Origin of the sequence: Chitinophaga sp. CCNWYY40 (assembly GCF_037483205.1) — a bacterium.
In the GTDB taxonomy this organism is placed as follows: domain Bacteria; phylum Bacteroidota; class Bacteroidia; order Chitinophagales; family Chitinophagaceae; genus Chitinophaga; species Chitinophaga ginsengisegetis.
Genome location: NZ_JBBHLF010000002.1, coordinates 681605 through 697090, shown reverse-complemented (window position 1 = coordinate 697090; position 15486 = coordinate 681605). Strand labels below are relative to the sequence as shown.

At 48.5% G+C, this 15486-nt stretch carries 13 protein-coding genes and 1 riboswitch; of the genes, 5 read left to right on the top strand and 8 right to left on the bottom strand.

Annotated elements, in window-relative coordinates; translation table 11 throughout:
- Positions 1-246: 246 nt before the first annotated feature.
- The 4 genes from V7S65_RS08475 to glk all read right to left on the bottom strand — a co-directional run bounded on the left by V7S65_RS08475 (position 247) and on the right by glk (position 3801).
- A complete protein-coding gene (locus V7S65_RS08475; protein WP_336388556.1) occupies positions 247-663 on the bottom strand; it encodes a RidA family protein in 417 nt (138 codons plus the stop codon).
- A gap of 174 nt (positions 664-837) precedes the next feature.
- Positions 838-1275: a VOC family protein gene (locus V7S65_RS08470; RefSeq protein WP_336388557.1), complete on the bottom strand. Its 438-nt coding sequence runs from the start codon at positions 1273-1275 to the stop codon at positions 838-840.
- Between the two features lie 50 nt (positions 1276-1325).
- A complete protein-coding gene (locus V7S65_RS08465; protein WP_336388558.1) occupies positions 1326-2612 on the bottom strand; it encodes a voltage-gated chloride channel family protein in 1287 nt (428 codons plus the stop codon).
- A 45-nt stretch (positions 2613-2657) separates the two neighbouring features.
- Positions 2658-2729, bottom strand: a riboswitch (Fluoride riboswitch).
- Between the two features lie 16 nt (positions 2730-2745).
- Positions 2746-3801, bottom strand: a complete 1056-nt coding sequence (gene glk / locus V7S65_RS08460) for a glucokinase (RefSeq protein WP_336388559.1) — start codon at positions 3799-3801, stop codon at positions 2746-2748.
- Between the two features lie 164 nt (positions 3802-3965).
- On the opposite strand from glk, the gene V7S65_RS08455 reads away from it, so the two are divergent.
- Positions 3966-5747, top strand: coding sequence for a glycoside hydrolase family 15 protein (locus V7S65_RS08455; protein ID WP_079471881.1), 1782 nt, complete (start codon positions 3966-3968; stop codon positions 5745-5747).
- Positions 5748-5800: 53 nt separating this feature from the next.
- On the opposite strand, the gene V7S65_RS08450 is transcribed toward V7S65_RS08455, so the two are convergent.
- The 4 genes from V7S65_RS08450 to V7S65_RS08435 all read right to left on the bottom strand — a co-directional run bounded on the left by V7S65_RS08450 (position 5801) and on the right by V7S65_RS08435 (position 11704).
- Complete coding sequence (locus tag V7S65_RS08450; protein WP_079471880.1) at positions 5801-7987, bottom strand: bifunctional alpha,alpha-trehalose-phosphate synthase (UDP-forming)/trehalose-phosphatase; 2187 nt, start codon at positions 7985-7987, stop codon at positions 5801-5803.
- A 239-nt stretch (positions 7988-8226) separates the two neighbouring features.
- Entirely contained in the window at positions 8227-9129 is a 903-nt protein-coding gene (locus V7S65_RS08445) for an EamA family transporter (protein ID WP_079471879.1), read from the bottom strand.
- On the bottom strand, positions 9126-9740 hold the full coding sequence (locus V7S65_RS08440; RefSeq protein ID WP_336388560.1) for a CGNR zinc finger domain-containing protein: 615 nt from the start codon (positions 9738-9740) through the stop codon (positions 9126-9128). The genes V7S65_RS08445 and V7S65_RS08440 overlap by 4 nt, the downstream gene beginning before the upstream one ends.
- Positions 9741-10072: 332 nt before the next feature.
- Positions 10073-11704 carry a hypothetical protein gene (locus tag V7S65_RS08435; protein WP_336388561.1) on the bottom strand — a complete coding sequence of 544 codons (1632 nt, stop codon included), beginning with the start codon at positions 11702-11704 and terminating at the stop codon, positions 10073-10075.
- 114 nt (positions 11705-11818) lie between these two features.
- On the opposite strand from V7S65_RS08435, the gene V7S65_RS08430 reads away from it, so the two are divergent.
- From V7S65_RS08430 to V7S65_RS08415, 4 genes are read left to right on the top strand one after another with little or no spacing between them, the layout of a single operon-like run.
- Positions 11819-12706: a decaprenyl-phosphate phosphoribosyltransferase gene (locus V7S65_RS08430; protein WP_336388562.1), complete on the top strand. Its 888-nt coding sequence runs from the start codon at positions 11819-11821 to the stop codon at positions 12704-12706.
- Positions 12706-14037, top strand: coding sequence for an FAD-binding oxidoreductase (locus V7S65_RS08425; protein ID WP_111578176.1), 1332 nt, complete (start codon positions 12706-12708; stop codon positions 14035-14037). The genes V7S65_RS08430 and V7S65_RS08425 overlap by 1 nt, the downstream gene beginning before the upstream one ends.
- A gap of 26 nt (positions 14038-14063) precedes the next feature.
- On the top strand, positions 14064-14795 hold the full coding sequence (locus V7S65_RS08420; protein ID WP_336388563.1) for an SDR family oxidoreductase: 732 nt from the start codon (positions 14064-14066) through the stop codon (positions 14793-14795).
- Positions 14792-15379, top strand: coding sequence for an HAD family hydrolase (locus tag V7S65_RS08415; protein ID WP_111578174.1), 588 nt, complete (start codon positions 14792-14794; stop codon positions 15377-15379). Before V7S65_RS08420 ends, V7S65_RS08415 begins: the two co-directional genes overlap by 4 nt.
- Positions 15380-15486: the final 107 nt, after the last annotated feature.

Here is a 15486-nt window from a genome sequence, read left to right as displayed (position 1 = left end):
ACCTGTGGCTTTCGACCCTTCTAAATGTGATAATCACGTGAAAATGAAGCCGCTGAGAATCGCGTATAAAAATAATGTCTGCATATCCGGTGGAATTTTGCATCTATAGCGGGCTTTTGAGAAGCCCTGGTTTTCAGATGCGCATAAAAAAAACCGCTTGAATAAGTGATCTGTTCACTCCCATTCAAACGGTTTTAATCTGTGTTATGTGAATAGTCCGCCGGCATTAATGCCAGCGCGAATGTGCTATCTTTTTACGGCAGTTGCATCTATTTCCACCAGCATACCATCCAGTGCAAGTCGTGGAACCGGGATCAACGTATTTGCTGGAAACTTTTTATCTGGCCAGAGCCGCAGGGATTCTTCGGTGAAGATTTTCAGCTTTTCTTCATTATGATCCACGATCAGCGTGGTCAACTTCACGACATCGCTGAATGCTAACCCCTGCGATTTAAGCGCCGTGTCCAGGTTGCTGAGCGACTGTCTTAATTGCGCCCGGAAATCGTTCACCAGGTTGCCATCGGCAGTTTCGCCGCCCTGACCGGAGATCAGAACCAGTGTGTTTCCCGCTGGTACCACCGCAATATGGGAATATGCATTTGGGGCCGGATCGTATAAGCCGGGCGGATTAATGAATGCCGGCGCTTTTGTTTCTTTTTCCATGTTTGTACTTTTAAAGATAATAAATAAGGAACCTGCCAAAGCCAATGCCAATAAGGCTATCAGCGCATTCCTCCGTAGGAAACCGTTCATGCTGTTGATTTTATACACCGCAAAATAAACGGAAATAGCTACGCCGAAACAGGTACAGATCTATGTATCTAAAGCATAACAGAATCAGCCCGGAAGTGTTTCAATAAACTCAATAACTTCTCCATTCAATCCATACACGAGGGAGTTATACACCGTCATAGGCGGCTCGCCTAAAAACAGTACGGATGGCGGCACACAACTAGCAGCTCCGGCGGCGATAGCCTCATGATAAGCTGCGGTGGCGTCTTTCACCGTAAACGAGAAATGAAGTAAAGCGCCGGCCACCGGTGTTTCGCCATCCTGGGCACGACGACCCTGGGTAGCAACATTCGCGCCCTTGTCAAATATTTCCACAAAGGAAGACGTACCGGGAATGCGCAGCAGCGCAGCGTACTCTATATTGAACTCCGGCAATGTCCAGCTGTGAAACATAGTTAGTCCCAGCGACTCGTAAAATTTAATAGTAGCCTTATAATCTTTCGCCTGGATGGCGATATGGTGCATGCCTGTAATATTCGTCATCCAGCAAATGTAAAAGCTGTCGACAAAAGAACACGGTACTGACAAAATTGTTAGTGCAACTTTCTTACTTCCAGTCGCTGGGCGCCATAAATCCCGGAGTGTCCGCTGAAATAGTAAGCCGTGAAACAAGCCACCGCGAAGTATAAAATGTGTTCGGTGCCAAATAATTCAGCACCCATTAAGGTACAGGCAATGGGTGTATTCGTAGCGCCTGCGAAAACGGCAATAAAGCCGAGTCCTGCAAACAGGTCCACCGGTGCATTGAATAGCAGCGCCAGTGCATGACCTAAGGTGGCGCCTATAAAAAACAGGGGAGTCACCTCTCCCCCTTTGAACCCCATTCCCAGGGTAATAGCCGTGAAAACCAGCTTCCAGAGCCAACTCCAGTCGCTAATGTGACTATCCGGATTAAAAGCCGCTACTATACTGACGCTATCTGCTGATTTACCGTACACGCCCAATCCCAGGTAGTCCGTGGTACCTGCTATGTAACTCAACACAATAATCATAATGCCACCTGCCACCGGAATCATCCACGGTATTTTAATATAGGCTTTTGCGTTATCCTTGATGTTATGAATGAGTTGGGAGAATAAGAGGCTGCTCAATCCAAAAAACACACCGCTCACAATCACTTTCGCCAATAGCCAGAGATCCCGGTGAACAAAAGGAAGCCAGTTCATGAAGGGATTGGCCTTATAGAATATATGGTAGTGGGTATGTTCAATGCCCCATGACGTGCATACAATGTCTGCGAAAACGGCGGCAATTAAACAGGGTATCAAGGCATCATACCGCATTACACCGATGGCCAGTACTTCCAGCGCAAACACGGCCCCCGTAAGCGGTGTGCCGAATACGGCGCCAAAGCCTGCGGCGATCCCGGTCATCAGTAAAATTCGTATATCCGCCGCCGGTAGCCCCAGCTTTTTGCCTATCAAACCGGCCATGCTGCCGCCAATCTGCACTGCTGTTCCTTCCCGCCCGGCGGAGCCGCCAAACAAGTGGGTGATAATAGTGGTGATCAATACCAGCGGCGCCATACGCGCAGGCACGCCGCCACCCGGCTGATGGATCTCTTCCATGATCAGGTTGTTGCCTTTCTCGGAGTCGCTTCCGCCAATGCGATAAAGCCAGTAAACCAGTATGCCCGCCAGCGGCAACCCGAAAATGAGCCACTCATGCTGCATACGCAAACCCGTTACCACATCCAGCAGCCAAAGAAACAAGGCGACTAAAGATCCTACAATAATGGCAACCGGTATTGTCAATACGGTCCAGCGCAGCAATTGATTAGCCACGGACAATTGTTCCAGCAAAGATTTCGTTTGTTTCATATCCTACAAATAGCAGTGTTATATGGCAGCTTTACTACCATTATAATATTTGTAGGCGCCATCAGACAGCCCTGGGCTGACGGTTTGGGTCAGGAAGACACCATTTCCTGTTATCTGTCTCCCAAAAATAAGTTTATTCTTTTAATAATCCGGCATAAAATGCAGCACCCCATAAGGCGGATTTATCATTGTTCACGATATGGATCGGTACACTGGCCAGTAATTCAGCCATACGATCGCCCTGCATATAATGATGATAGAACTCGCCCGTATCCAGCAGCGCTGCTATCTTTGGCGGGATTCCACCACCCAGGAACAGGCCGCCCGTAGCCTTCATCTTCAACACCAGGTTGCAGGATTCCCTGGCAAGGTAGCGTACAAACAGCTCCATCGTTTTTATGCAAACAGGAATTCTTCCGGCTATTGCAGCCTTGCTGATTTCAGCAGCTGCATCGCCGGCGTTCATGGCCGCCCGCAGTTCGGCGGGTTCTTCCATGCCTTTTATATCCCGGAGAAATTCAAAGATATCGGTGATACCAGGGCCGCTGATCAGCCGCTCCCAGCTTACTACATCATATTTTTCCTGGAGATACCTGAGCAGTAAAATATCCAGGTCTGTTCTGGGCGCAAAATCGGTGTGGCCTCCCTCTGTGGGAAACGGGTGATGATACTGGCCATCCCAATACAGCCCTGCCATACCCAACCCCGTACCCGGCGCTATAATGGCCATATTCCCGGTGTGATCCGGGGCGCCCCTGTGCAGGGTGGTAAGCTGCTGCGGCGATAGCGTAGCCAATCCGTAAGCGGTAGCTTCCAGGTCGTTGATCAGGGCTACGGTGTGGATACCCGTGCTCTGCCGGATCTCCTCCTCACTCAGTTCCCGGCTCAGATTGGTGAGTTCCACTTTTCCCTTCACCACAGGCCCGGCAACGCCAATGCATATACGCTGCGGTAAGGTATCGCTGCATCCATTGAGAAAGTGCTTAATCATCTCCGAAAAATGCTGGTAATCACGCGAAGCATATTTCTCCTGTTTTATCAGATCCAGTTCTCCATTCAGGCTGCTGAACAAGGCCAGGTTGGTTTTGGTGCCTCCCAGATCTCCCGCCAGCAGATAGGTTTTGATATCCCCACTGCTTACCGGCTCTATAAAATGAGGAAGGTATTGCTGCTTTTTCAATGTTTGCATCTTTGTGGAACTTTATACTTAAAAATAAGGGTTTCCCCCAAGAATACAACAGGAATATGTTTTGTTAATAATTGCCCCGGATACATTATTGGAACAGCTTTTGTTCCGGGGGATGAACAATTCCGGTAGAAAAATGTAATTCAAAACACAAACGTAAGGCCCATATGGAAAGACACACCTATCAGACAGGACTTATTGGCAACTGTGCATTTCTGGCGCATATTAATAAGAATACAAACATCGATTGGCTTTGCTGGCCCCGCATGGACAGCTCCTTTGTTTTCGGCGGACTGCTCGATAAGAAGAATGGCGGCTCCTTCTCTGTTTTACCGGAAGCGGATTTTTCTTCTCATCAGTATTACCTGGAAAACACCAACGTACTTTGTACTGAAATTACTACCACAGAGGGCAGCTACCGGGTAACCGATTTTGCACCACGCTTCCTCCAGTACGAACGTTTCTTTAAACCGCTCATGCTGATCCGGAAAGTAGAACCACTGGAAGGCTCTCCGCGGATCCAGGTAAAATGTGAGCCTACCTGCGACTATGGCGCATCGAAGTTACGTCCAATGAGAGGCAGCAGTCATATTGAATTTACAGGCTGCGAAGAAAACATCCGTCTCACTACCAATATCCCTGTCAGCTACCTGATTGATGGCGAATTTTTTGTGCTGAATGATACCAGGTACCTGATCCTAACTTACGGGCATCCGCTCGAAGCGCCATTAGCCAGCACCGCAGAACGTTTTCTCCGGGAAACTATTTCCTACTGGAGAACCTGGATCAAACATTCTTCCATCGCCAATTACTTCCAGCCTTATGTGATCCGCTCTGCTTTAGCGCTGAAAATACACCAGTATGAAGATACCGGCGCCATCATTGCGGCCAGTACCACCAGCTTACCCGAGTTTCCCGAAAGCGGGCGTAACTGGGACTACCGCTATTGCTGGATGCGCGATACCTACTATATCATCACCGCCCTGAATCACATCGGCCATTTTGAAGAAATGGAACGGTACTTCGGCTATATCACGGATATTTCTTTCTCCGGCGATTTCCGGTACCAGCCACTGTACGGGATTACCGGCCAGAAAACCTTATCGGAAACCATTCTGCCGCATCTTGATGGCTATATGGGAAATAAACCCGTGCGTATCGGCAACCAGGCATTTGAACATATCCAGAACGATATATATGGACAGGTGCTTATTTCGATGCTTCCATTATATACTGACCACCGATTTATTTTTTCTGAAAGAAAAGATTCTGACCGGTGGATTGAACTGCTGCTGAAGAAGATAGAGAAAACGATCGATGAAAAAGATGCGGGTATCTGGGAGTTCAGGAATATGGCTAACGTTCATTGCTATACGAACCTGTTTCAGTGGGCAGGCTGTGCAGCCGCCGAAAAGATGGCACGCACCATCGGAAATGAATCATTGCTGGAACAGGCTATTGCGCTGAAGAACCGCGCTGCGGCTCATATTGAGAGCTGCTACGACCCGGTAAGAAAAGTGTATACCAACGCAGCTGGCAGTCAGCACCTGGATGCCAGCACCCTGCAGCTCATAATGATGAACTACCTGGACCCGGCCTCTGAACGGGCCCGCGATCACCTCATCGCATTGGAGAAAGAACTGAAAACACCGGAAGGATTGTTTTACCGCTACCGCCACTCCGATGATTTTGGTAAGCCCAAAACTACTTTTCTCGTGTGTGCATTCTGGTATGTGGAAGCACTTGCCTGTGTAGGCCGGCTGGAAGATGCCCAGCGGGAATTTGGTAAGCTGCTGCAATACTCCAATCACCTGCTGCTTTTCAGCGAAGACGTGGAATCTGATACCGGCAGCCAGTGGGGGAACTTCCCGCAGGCATACAGTCACGTGGGATTGATGAACGCCGCTTACCGGATCGCCATGAAACTGGATACGCCCATTTTTCTATAGTCATGTATACATAAAATAAAGGAGGGGAGTTTGTGCTCCCCTCCTTTTCTTATTTAAACGCTTTCCCTGTTGCGTAATGTTCTCAGCAGATGCCGCACCTCATGATAGCTTCGCAGGTAATACTGCGCGGCAGATACCTGGCTGCCCACTTTAACAGTAATGGCTTTATGCGGAAGCGCTTTGAAGATGTCTTCGTCTGTTACATCATCGCCCATGGCCATAATGAAATCATATTTCTTATGATTCAGCCAGCTTAATGCGGCCTTGCCTTTGTTGATCTCTATGTTTTTTACTTCTATTACCTTGTCGCCGGGTAATACCTGCAATCCTTTCTCCACGGTAAAGTAACGCAGGGTGTTCATCAGTTCATTGGCGCGCAATTCGCCGAGCCCCGATTCTACTTTACGGTAATGCCATACCAGTGAGAAACTTTTTTCTTCAATGAAAGAACCGGGTGTGCGGTCGGTGGCCAGTTCCATGATAGGCAGCAGTTCCTTTTTCCACTTATCCGTAAGACCGGGCAGCTGGTACCACTCCCCTGCTTTTGTTTTTTGCCATGCGCCGTGTTCCGCGATGAGATCCAGGTTCAGATGACCAAACCACTCCCCCAGCGTATCATGATTCCTGCCGCTGATCATTACCAGGTCGTTGCCGGGTATGGCTGCCAGCTCCCGCAACAGCTGGTACAGATCAGGATCCGGGGATGCCATATCGATGTTGGGCTGGAACCCAACCAATGTACCATCATAATCCAGGAAGATGATCCGCTTTTTGCTGTTGAAATACTGTTGCCGGATCAATACCGCTGTTTCCTGGTTTACGCGGCGGGCCAGCATGTTTTGCTGCATTTCATTTACCTCCTGCAGGCGGGTCATGAACAGCTTTACCCAGTGATTGATATTGAATTTGGCTACCACCGTGCGCATTTGTTTCATGCGGCGTTGCTGTTCCGGCAGCGGCATGTTCAGCGCGTCTACAATGGCGCGGGTGATAGCGCCGATGTTGTTTGGGTTGACGATAATGGCATCTATTAATTCTTTAGATGCTCCTGCCATTTCGCTCAGGATCAATACGCCATCATTGTTATTGCGACTGGCCACGTATTCCTTGCTCACGAGGTTCATGCCATCGCGCATGGGTGTTACGAGGCAGATGTCTGCGAAATTATAGAGGGCCGATAATGTTTCCAGCGGGAATGAACGGTAGAAGTATTGGATGGGATGCCAGGCAAGTGTACGGAACCGGGCGTTGATATTTCCTACCTGTTTATCTATTTCGTCGCGCAACTCTTTATACTGGGGCACCTGGTCGCGGGAAGGCACTACAATCATATACAATACCACCTTCCCGATGTATTCGGGATGCAGTTGCAGCAGCAGTTCAAAAGCCTGGAGCCGTTGCAGGATTCCCTTGCTGTAGTCCAGCCGGTCGATAGAAAGTACGAGGCGGTCGTTTTGAAAGTTCTCCTTCAGGTTTTTTATCTGTTGCAGTACTTCCGGGTCGCTGCCCATCTCTGCATACTTGTTATAGTCGATTCCCATCGGGAATGTTTCCACTACGATGGCGCGGTCGTTATAAGACACAACGTTAGCGGTGGTAGTTACCGGCAGGATACGGCTGGCGGCATTCAGGAAGTGGCGGGTATCATCAAAAGTATGGAAACCCATCAGATCGGCGCCCAGCATCCCTTCCAGGATCTCTGCCCTCCAGGGAATAAGGCGGAATAATTCGAATGAAGGAAAAGGAATGTGCTGGAAGAAACCGATGGAGATTTCCGGCATCTCTGCGCGGATCATTCCGGGTAACAGCAGCAGCTGGTAGTCGTGAATCCAGATGGTGTCTCCGGGTTCTGCTACCTTCATGATAATATCCCTGAATTTTTTATTTACCTGGTAATAGGCGTCCCAATAGGTTTGTTCATAGTGGGCATAAACAGCCATATAGTGGAAAACCGGCCACAGTGTTTCATTAGAAAAGCCTTCGTAGAAGTTGTTGATTTCGTCCTGTGTCAGGTATACCGGCATCAGGTTCATCTTGCGCAACTTTTTTGTTACTTTCTCCTGTTCTTTCTGGTCTGTGATCTCCTGTCCCGGCCAGCCTATCCAGATATTATTTCCTTCGCGGTAAATGGAGCCTAAACCTGTTGCCAGGCCCCCTTCGCTGGGTTGAAGGGAGTAATCCCCTTCTGTTTCCGAAATCTTTACTGGCAGCCTGTTCGATACAATAATGGTCTTTCGCATAGTCAGTTTATATAATCTATTATCTAATTACATTCAATTGGAATAGCACCCAACAAAACAAAAAATGCACCCAAAAGAGCGGAACCTACATATATAAATAAATACAATGCTGCTACAATGGCTATGGTTCATCAACAGGGTTTATCCGGAGCGGATAAGGGCTACACCTGTATATGTGTGAAAATGCAAGATAATCATTATCAGGGGGAAAAGGAAGTGGAAATATCTCCACTACCCTGTTACGACTTACGCCCGAGCGTCATCAGCACCACGCCACAGATGACAATGGCGGCAGCAATACCTACCAGGGAGGTAATGGCTTCATTTCCGATAGCCCATCCCAGGAACAGGGCTACGATGGGGTTAATATAAGCATAGGTAGACGTGAGGCGTGGCGGCGCATTCTTCGATAACCAGCTGTAAGAGGTGTATCCTACCAGTGAACCGATCAGTACCAAATAGAGATATGCCTGCCAGGCTTCGGCGGTCATCAGGGGTAATGTGCCGAGGCCACCCGGTTCAAGCACAAAGCTCATTAGCAAAGAGAAAATGCCGCCGGCCAGCATCTGGATGGCGGTACTGGTAATTTGCGTAGGCATGGGGAGCCGCTGTACCAGCAGGGTTCCAACCGCCCAGCAGATATTTCCAACCACGATAACGATAACGGGCCATAAAGGAAATTGTCTTGCTTCATGATGGGCAAAGGGATTAAACAACAGGAACAGTCCTATAAACCCTACTACAATTCCCAGCATGGTCATGACCGAAGGGCGTTGTTTGCTGAAAAAGGCCCAGTCCATGCCCATGATCCAGGCGGGCATAGCGGCCACTATGAGCGCCACAATCCCGGAAGGCATATAATGTACAGCCACGGCTACGGTGGTATTCCCGACGCCTATGAGCAGCACGCCAATAAAACAGGCGGAAATAAACTGCTGCCGGTTGGGCCAGGTTTTCTCCCGCAGGCAACCTACCAGCAGCAGGATACCGCCTGCTACCAGGAAACGCATCGACGACAACAGAAATGGCGGTACTACTTTCGTTGCTATCTTCATACCCAGGTAGGTGGAACCCCAGATGATGTACACGGCCAGCAGGCAAAAGATCATTTTGGAGGACAATACGCCTATCTTCTTGTTCATGTTTTCTTTCTTTTGGTACGCTGATAGTTCCGGGTTACTTTGCTCACATCCCCGCAGGTGCTCATGCTGCACCATTTGCGGGACCCGTTGCGGCTTTTGTCCAGGAAAAGCCACCCACAGGCAGGGCACTCTTTTACTTCCGCCGGCTTACCGGAGGTATACAATTCCACTGCCGATTTCACCAGCCACCAATACACCTGCTCCAGTGCGGGCGCATTGAACTGCAAAGTGCCGGCGCCTGCCGACCAGCTGATTTCAATATTGGCATATGCCTCCCCGATATACGCATTGAACTGCATACTGTCGGCCGCAGCGGGTTGCTTTTTTGCAATGCCTGCTGTAAACAACCGGTGCAGTAATTCCCGCAAAGCAATGCTTTTCTCAAAAACCACCGCCGCCTTTTGCGGATAGTCTTTCGCCAGCCGTTCGAGGGTATGGATAATTTTGGGAGATAAAGCACGGGTATGACCATACCATTGCAACAGTTCTTTGAAACCGTTGAGATAGTCATGCGGTATTCCCTTCTTCCGGTTGTCGATGGTGTTCACGAAATCGAGACACAGAATGCCACCGTCGAGGCGGAGTGATGTGATGGATTTAGGAGCTGACATACGCGGGTTTTGTCTTACTCAGGATTAAACTGATGATACTGATTACGATGAATTTCTCCTGACCATTTCTGGTACTTCAGCGAAGGTAATTCATATTATTAACCGGTAAAAGTTATTTTACTGGTTAATAAAAAATGAGGTAAAAACGGGGTATTCATCTACCTGAAACAATACTTAAACATCTGTTTATTTAAGTGCTAATAATCAATTTATTACAAAATAAAAAACAGCTCCCGTGAGAGCTGTTTTACTAGCAATAATAATAGTATTTTAATATCCGGAGATTACCGGGCGACGTTATTTTCGTGATTTCCTCCTACAAGATACATTATTTATTTAACATATACTTCTATAATTGCATTAGTAGGTCTTCTGGGTGCAAGAAAGCTGTCTACCTGGTGGTAGTGTTGCTTCAGTTCTCCTCTCAAAGCAAAGGGATAAAAGTTGTTTAAACTGGGGGCATATTCATAGATCACCAGGTCGTAATGATGGTCGCGCACCTTTTGGGTAAAGGTAGCTAACTGCCTGTTAAACATCCCCACTCCCAGGTGATACCATAATGGATAATCGGGGCCGGTTTCCAGTTTGTAAGGCATTGCTGCTGCCAACGGGGTAAGCTCCGACATGTTCAGTACTTTGATATCTCCTTTCTTTTCGGCCACCACCGGCAGCGCCATAATCTTCTCCATTCCCTTTACCGTGGAAGCAGGCATATATATTTTGCGGAAAGGACGGAGATCGGAAAACACCCAGGACGACACCGGGACATCCGTAGTGTCGTTGTTCAGCATAAAGTTATGCCGGTTCACCACATTTTCATGCCCCGGAGTTCCCATAGCCACCGTTTCCTGCGCCGGAAACAGGCGGTCGGTGAAACGGCCTATATATTTCCACCAGGTACCAGACCACCAGAAAAGCACGAGAAAAGCAGCTCCGAGCAACGGGCGGAATGAGTTGATATTTATCTTCAGTAAGTCCAGTAAATAAGAAGCAATAAACGCAAACGCGAAACTGTGGAAGAAGATATTATTGTCCGGCGGCGTGTAGCTTGTTACCTGGAAAATGGCGGCTTCGCCCAACATACCCAGCGTAAGCAATGCAAACAGTACCTCCCTGCGCTGCTGCAGCCAGGCGCCCCAAGCTTTCACTTTCGCCACAATACACAGCACCACCAGCACTACATATGCCTTGATCCAGTTGGAGCTGCCAAATATTTCGTCCGTAAAATCGTTGAAGGCCAGGCGGGAGCTGTGTGGTGGCTGTCCGTGGTTAAACCAGTACCCGAATCCCGGCATCAGCGGCAGGATCATGATGGCGGCAATCACGGCGAACATGGCCACAAAAATGGGCAGGTCCAGCCAGCGGCGCGTCTGGAAACTATTATACGCCAGGAACAACAGGCATAGCATAAACGCCATTCCGCCGCCGTCCTGTTTGGTGAAAACGGAGAGGAAGATAAAGAAAGCGGCTCCAAACATCCACAGGTAACTACGTAAACGGCTATCCGAAAAGAAGGACCGGAACAGGAAGCTGAGGCCCACCAGTTCAAATACAATCACCGTATGATTATACCAGGGCCAGAAATTAAAGAAGGAATAGGACAATACAAATACCAGTACCGACAGGAGCCTGACACCGGGCTGCACGCCCATACTTTTCAGGATAGAACGGAAAGCAAAGCCCGCCATGATATTCAGGAGCACCTGCGCCTTTACAAGGGAAATGAGTTCCGGTCCGAACAGTTTAAAGAAGATGGCCGGGAAAATCCAGAAGCCATAACCGAGTGGCGAGCCGAAATCCCGGAAGGGAATTTGTCCGGATGATATCCGGTAAGCACCTTCCCAGGAGAGGAAAATATTAACACGGTACGGGAATGTTACAAATAATGGCACCAGGGCCAGTGCGATGATAATAATGCTTTCGGCAATGGCCGGGCGACGGCCTTTCAGTGAAAATTTGGGCATAGTAGATTGGGATTCGCTGTAATTGCTGACTATTCAGTAACATGAATGGCTGCAAAAGTAATTGAATAAATTGTAAATTAGACCCATCTAACATACCAAACAACTCCAGGTTCCGTGAAATTTTTAAAGCTGCTACGACCCAAACACTGGGTAAAGAATGCCTTCCTGTTTATTCCCCTGTTTTTTGCGGGAGAGATTTTTAAGCCCGATAAACTGCTTGATGTACTGGTAGCGTTCTTTGCCTTCAGTTTCATTGCCAGTAGTATTTATATACTGAACGACTACCGCGATATTGAGGCAGACCGCCTCCACCCGGTAAAATGCAAACGCCCCCTGGCTTCCGGGGCTATCAGCCGGCCGGCCGCCCTCGCCCTCTTTATTATCTGCGTTTCCGCCGGCTACGCATTCGCCGTTATGGTAGGTGATAAGTTTGTTTTTGTGCTGAGTATCTATTTTGTGTTAAACATCCTGTATTGCCTGGGGCTAAAGAATATCTCTATCCTCGACATTATAATTGTGTCAACCGGATTTGTGCTGCGGGTTAAATCCGGCGGTGTGGCCGCGAAAGTGGCGTTATCGGAATGGCTGGTGATTATGGTATTCCTGTTGTCTCTTTTTATGGCCATTGCCAAACGCCGTGACGATATAATAATCAAACAGGACTCGGGAAAAGATATGCGCAAGGCCGCGCAGGGTTATAATATGGATTTCCTGAACGTGATGCTGGCGCTTGTTTCCGCCGTTATCATAGTAGCTTACCTGATGTACACGATTTCTCCTGAAACACAGGCCAGGTTTCATACCTATCGCCTTTATTACACCACCCTGTTTGTAATTGGCGGATTATTACGATATTTGCAAATAACCTACGTACAGAACAGTACTGGTTCTCCAACCAAAATCCTATATAAAGACCGTTTTATTCAATTAACCATCCTCCTGTGGGTCCTGAGTTTTTATGTATTAATTTATTTACCGACAGATAAAACATTTTTTGAATAATGCAAAAACGGTTAGCCAACTGGGGGAACTTCCCTGCTGTTGACAGCGACGAAAATGCTTTTACCCAGGAAGATGAGCTTCGTAAATATGTGGTAGCCAATACCCACATGATTGCGCGGGGCAATGGCCGCTGTTATGGCGACGCCTCCCTGGGAAAGCACAGCATTTCCATGCTGAAGTACGATAAGATGCTTTCCTTTGACACGGCCAACGGGATCATGGATGTACAGGCAGGCGTAACGCTGGACCAGATACTGGATATTATTGTTCCGAAAGGATGGTTCTTACCCGTAACCCCCGGCACCAAATATATTACGGTAGGCGGAGCAGTAGCTTCCGATGTACATGGAAAAAACCATCACGTAGATGGCGCCTTCTCCGGCCATATCATTGATATGGATGTATTAACCGCCAGCGGCGAAACCATTTGCTGTTCCGCCACACAACACGACGATCTTTTCTGGGCTACCTGCGGTGGCATGGGCCTTACCGGGGTGATTACCCGTGTGAAATTCGGCCTCAAAAAAATAGCCACTGCCTATATCCGGCAAACACAACTGAAGGCTAAAAATCTGGAGGAAGTGATCCGGCTGTTTGATGAATATAAACACTATACCTACTCTATGGCCTGGATCGATTGCCTTCAGAAAGGCGATTCCTTTGGCCGGAGTATCCTGATTGTTGGTGAACATGCTACCCCGGAAGAACTGAATGCGGCACAACAGAAAGCCCCGCTCACCCTCCCGGCTAAACGAAAACTGACCCTGCCATTCAACCTCCCCTCCTTTGTACTGAACACTTTTACTGTAAAAGCGTTTAACTGGTTATACTATGGGAAGAATTATAAGAAGGTGATGCACAAGGTAATCCCGTATGAACCCTTCTTTTATCCGCTGGACGCCATCCTTCACTGGAACCGCGGGTATGGCAAGGCCGGGTTTGTACAATACCAGTTTGTGGTATCCCTTGAGCAGAAAGATGGCCTGGTAGCTATCCTGCAACGGATCAGTGATAAAGGCTGGGGTTCGTTCCTGGCGGTATTGAAGGTGTTTGGTAAACAGGACAGCCTCATCTCCTTTCCGATGGAAGGATATACCCTCGCGCTGGATTTTCCCATCCGCAAAGGGTTATTTGAATTCCTGGATGAGCTGGATGAGATTGTACTGCAGTATGGCGGCCGTTTATACCTGTCGAAAGACGCGAGGATGAAGCAGAAAATTTTCTGGAACAGCTATCCTAATGCCGGCCGGTTTGCCGAAATTGTAAAACAATATAACAACAACGCGCGTTTTGAATCCCTCCAATCGGAGCGTTTATCACTGACGAAATAGTTTACCCTGATTAACCAAGTACACTCATGCCTACCCTTTTAATACTTGGCGCAGGTTCAGACATGGCGGTTGCCATTGCCCGGAAGTTTGCGTCTGAAAAATATGATATTCAACTGGCCGGCAGGAATACTGCCGCTTTGATACCACAACAACAGGATCTGCAGGTGCGTTTTGACGTTAAAGCCACCACGCATATGTTTGATGCGGCCAACTTCCCATCACACGCGGCTTTTTACGCCGGCCTGCCGGTTCCTCCCGACATCACCGTCTGCGTTTTTGGTTACCTGGGCGACCAGGAGAAAGCGCAGCAAAACTGGCAGGAAGCTGCTACCATTATTAACAGTAATTATACCGGCGCCGTTTCTATACTAAACATTGTGGCGGAAAGCTACGAAGCCAGGAAGCAGGGAACCATTGTGGGGATCAGCTCTGTAGCAGGTGAAAGAGGACGGCAAAGTAATTATATTTATGGCAGTGCGAAAGCAGGTTTTACCGCTTATCTCAGCGGGTTAAGAAACCGTCTTTTTCGTAGTGGCGTTCACGTGATGAGTGTGCAACCGGGATTTGTGAACACCCGTATGACTCAACACCTGACCCTGCCCCCCTTACTCACCGCCCAGCCGGAAGCAGTGGCCACCGCGGTTTTTAAAGCAGTGAACCGTAAAAAGAATGTGCTGTATGTAAAGTGGCATTGGCGATACATTATGCTCATTATCAAATTAATACCTGAAGGTATTTTCAAAAAACTCTCCCTGTGACCATCGCTTTTTTCGACTTCGACGGAACCATTACTACGAGGGATACCCTATGGGAAATCATCCGCCATCACAGGGGCCGCGCCGCTATGTATGCAGGCATGATCCAACTGCTGCCCGCACTGCTGCGCTTCAAATTAAAAATGTTGCCGGCGCAGCAGATGAAGGAAGAAGTACTGCAATATTTTTTTGCAGAAATGCCCGTCCATGATTTTTCCGCAGGCTGTGAAAGTTTCTGCCGGGAGAAGCTGCCGGCGTTAATTCGTCCGCAAGCGTTGGCGGCTATACGAAATCACCAGCAACAGGGGCATCATGTGGTGGTGGTATCTGCTTCCGCGCAGGACTGGGTAGCGCCGTGGTGCCGGAGGGAAAACATCGTTTGCCTGGCCACCCGTCTCGAAGTAAAAAATAAAGTCATCACCGGTAATATACAGGGTATCAACTGCAATGGTGAAGAAAAGGTGCGACGCATCCGTGAAGCTTACCGCCTGGAAAACTTCGGGGAAATATATGCTTACGGCGATAGTGAGGGCGACCGGCCCATGCTGGCGCTGGCGCAGCATGTTTCCTTTAAACCCTTCCGGTAAAACAGGAATAGCGGAAGACTCCTTCCGCTATTCCTCCAATAAAAAATGCCTCACCATTACGGCAAGGCACTTTCTATTATTGTAACAGATTGATTGTACGAAGTATT

Bases quoted from the DNA above. Each gene is read 5' to 3' on its own strand.
- V7S65_RS08420 (WP_336388563.1), top strand. From the start codon at position 14,064: ATGCCTACCCTTTTAATACTTGGCGCAGGTTCAGACATGGCGGTTGCC.
- V7S65_RS08425 (WP_111578176.1), top strand. From the start codon at position 12,706: ATGCAAAAACGGTTAGCCAACTGGGGGAACTTCCCTGCTGTTGACAGC.
- V7S65_RS08445 (WP_079471879.1), bottom strand. From the start codon at position 9,129: ATGAACAAGAAGATAGGCGTATTGTCCTCCAAAATGATCTTTTGCCTG.
- V7S65_RS08455 (WP_079471881.1), top strand. From the start codon at position 3,966: ATGGAAAGACACACCTATCAGACAGGACTTATTGGCAACTGTGCATTT.
- V7S65_RS08475 (WP_336388556.1), bottom strand. From the start codon at position 663: ATGGAAAAAGAAACAAAAGCGCCGGCATTCATTAATCCGCCCGGCTTA.
- V7S65_RS08440 (WP_336388560.1), bottom strand. From the start codon at position 9,740: ATGTCAGCTCCTAAATCCATCACATCACTCCGCCTCGACGGTGGCATT.
- V7S65_RS08470 (WP_336388557.1), bottom strand. From the start codon at position 1,275: ATGACGAATATTACAGGCATGCACCATATCGCCATCCAGGCGAAAGAT.
- V7S65_RS08465 (WP_336388558.1), bottom strand. From the start codon at position 2,612: ATGAAACAAACGAAATCTTTGCTGGAACAATTGTCCGTGGCTAATCAA.
- V7S65_RS08435 (WP_336388561.1), bottom strand. From the start codon at position 11,704: ATGCCCAAATTTTCACTGAAAGGCCGTCGCCCGGCCATTGCCGAAAGC.
- V7S65_RS08450 (WP_079471880.1), bottom strand. From the start codon at position 7,987: ATGCGAAAGACCATTATTGTATCGAACAGGCTGCCAGTAAAGATTTCG.
- glk (WP_336388559.1), bottom strand. From the start codon at position 3,801: ATGCAAACATTGAAAAAGCAGCAATACCTTCCTCATTTTATAGAGCCG.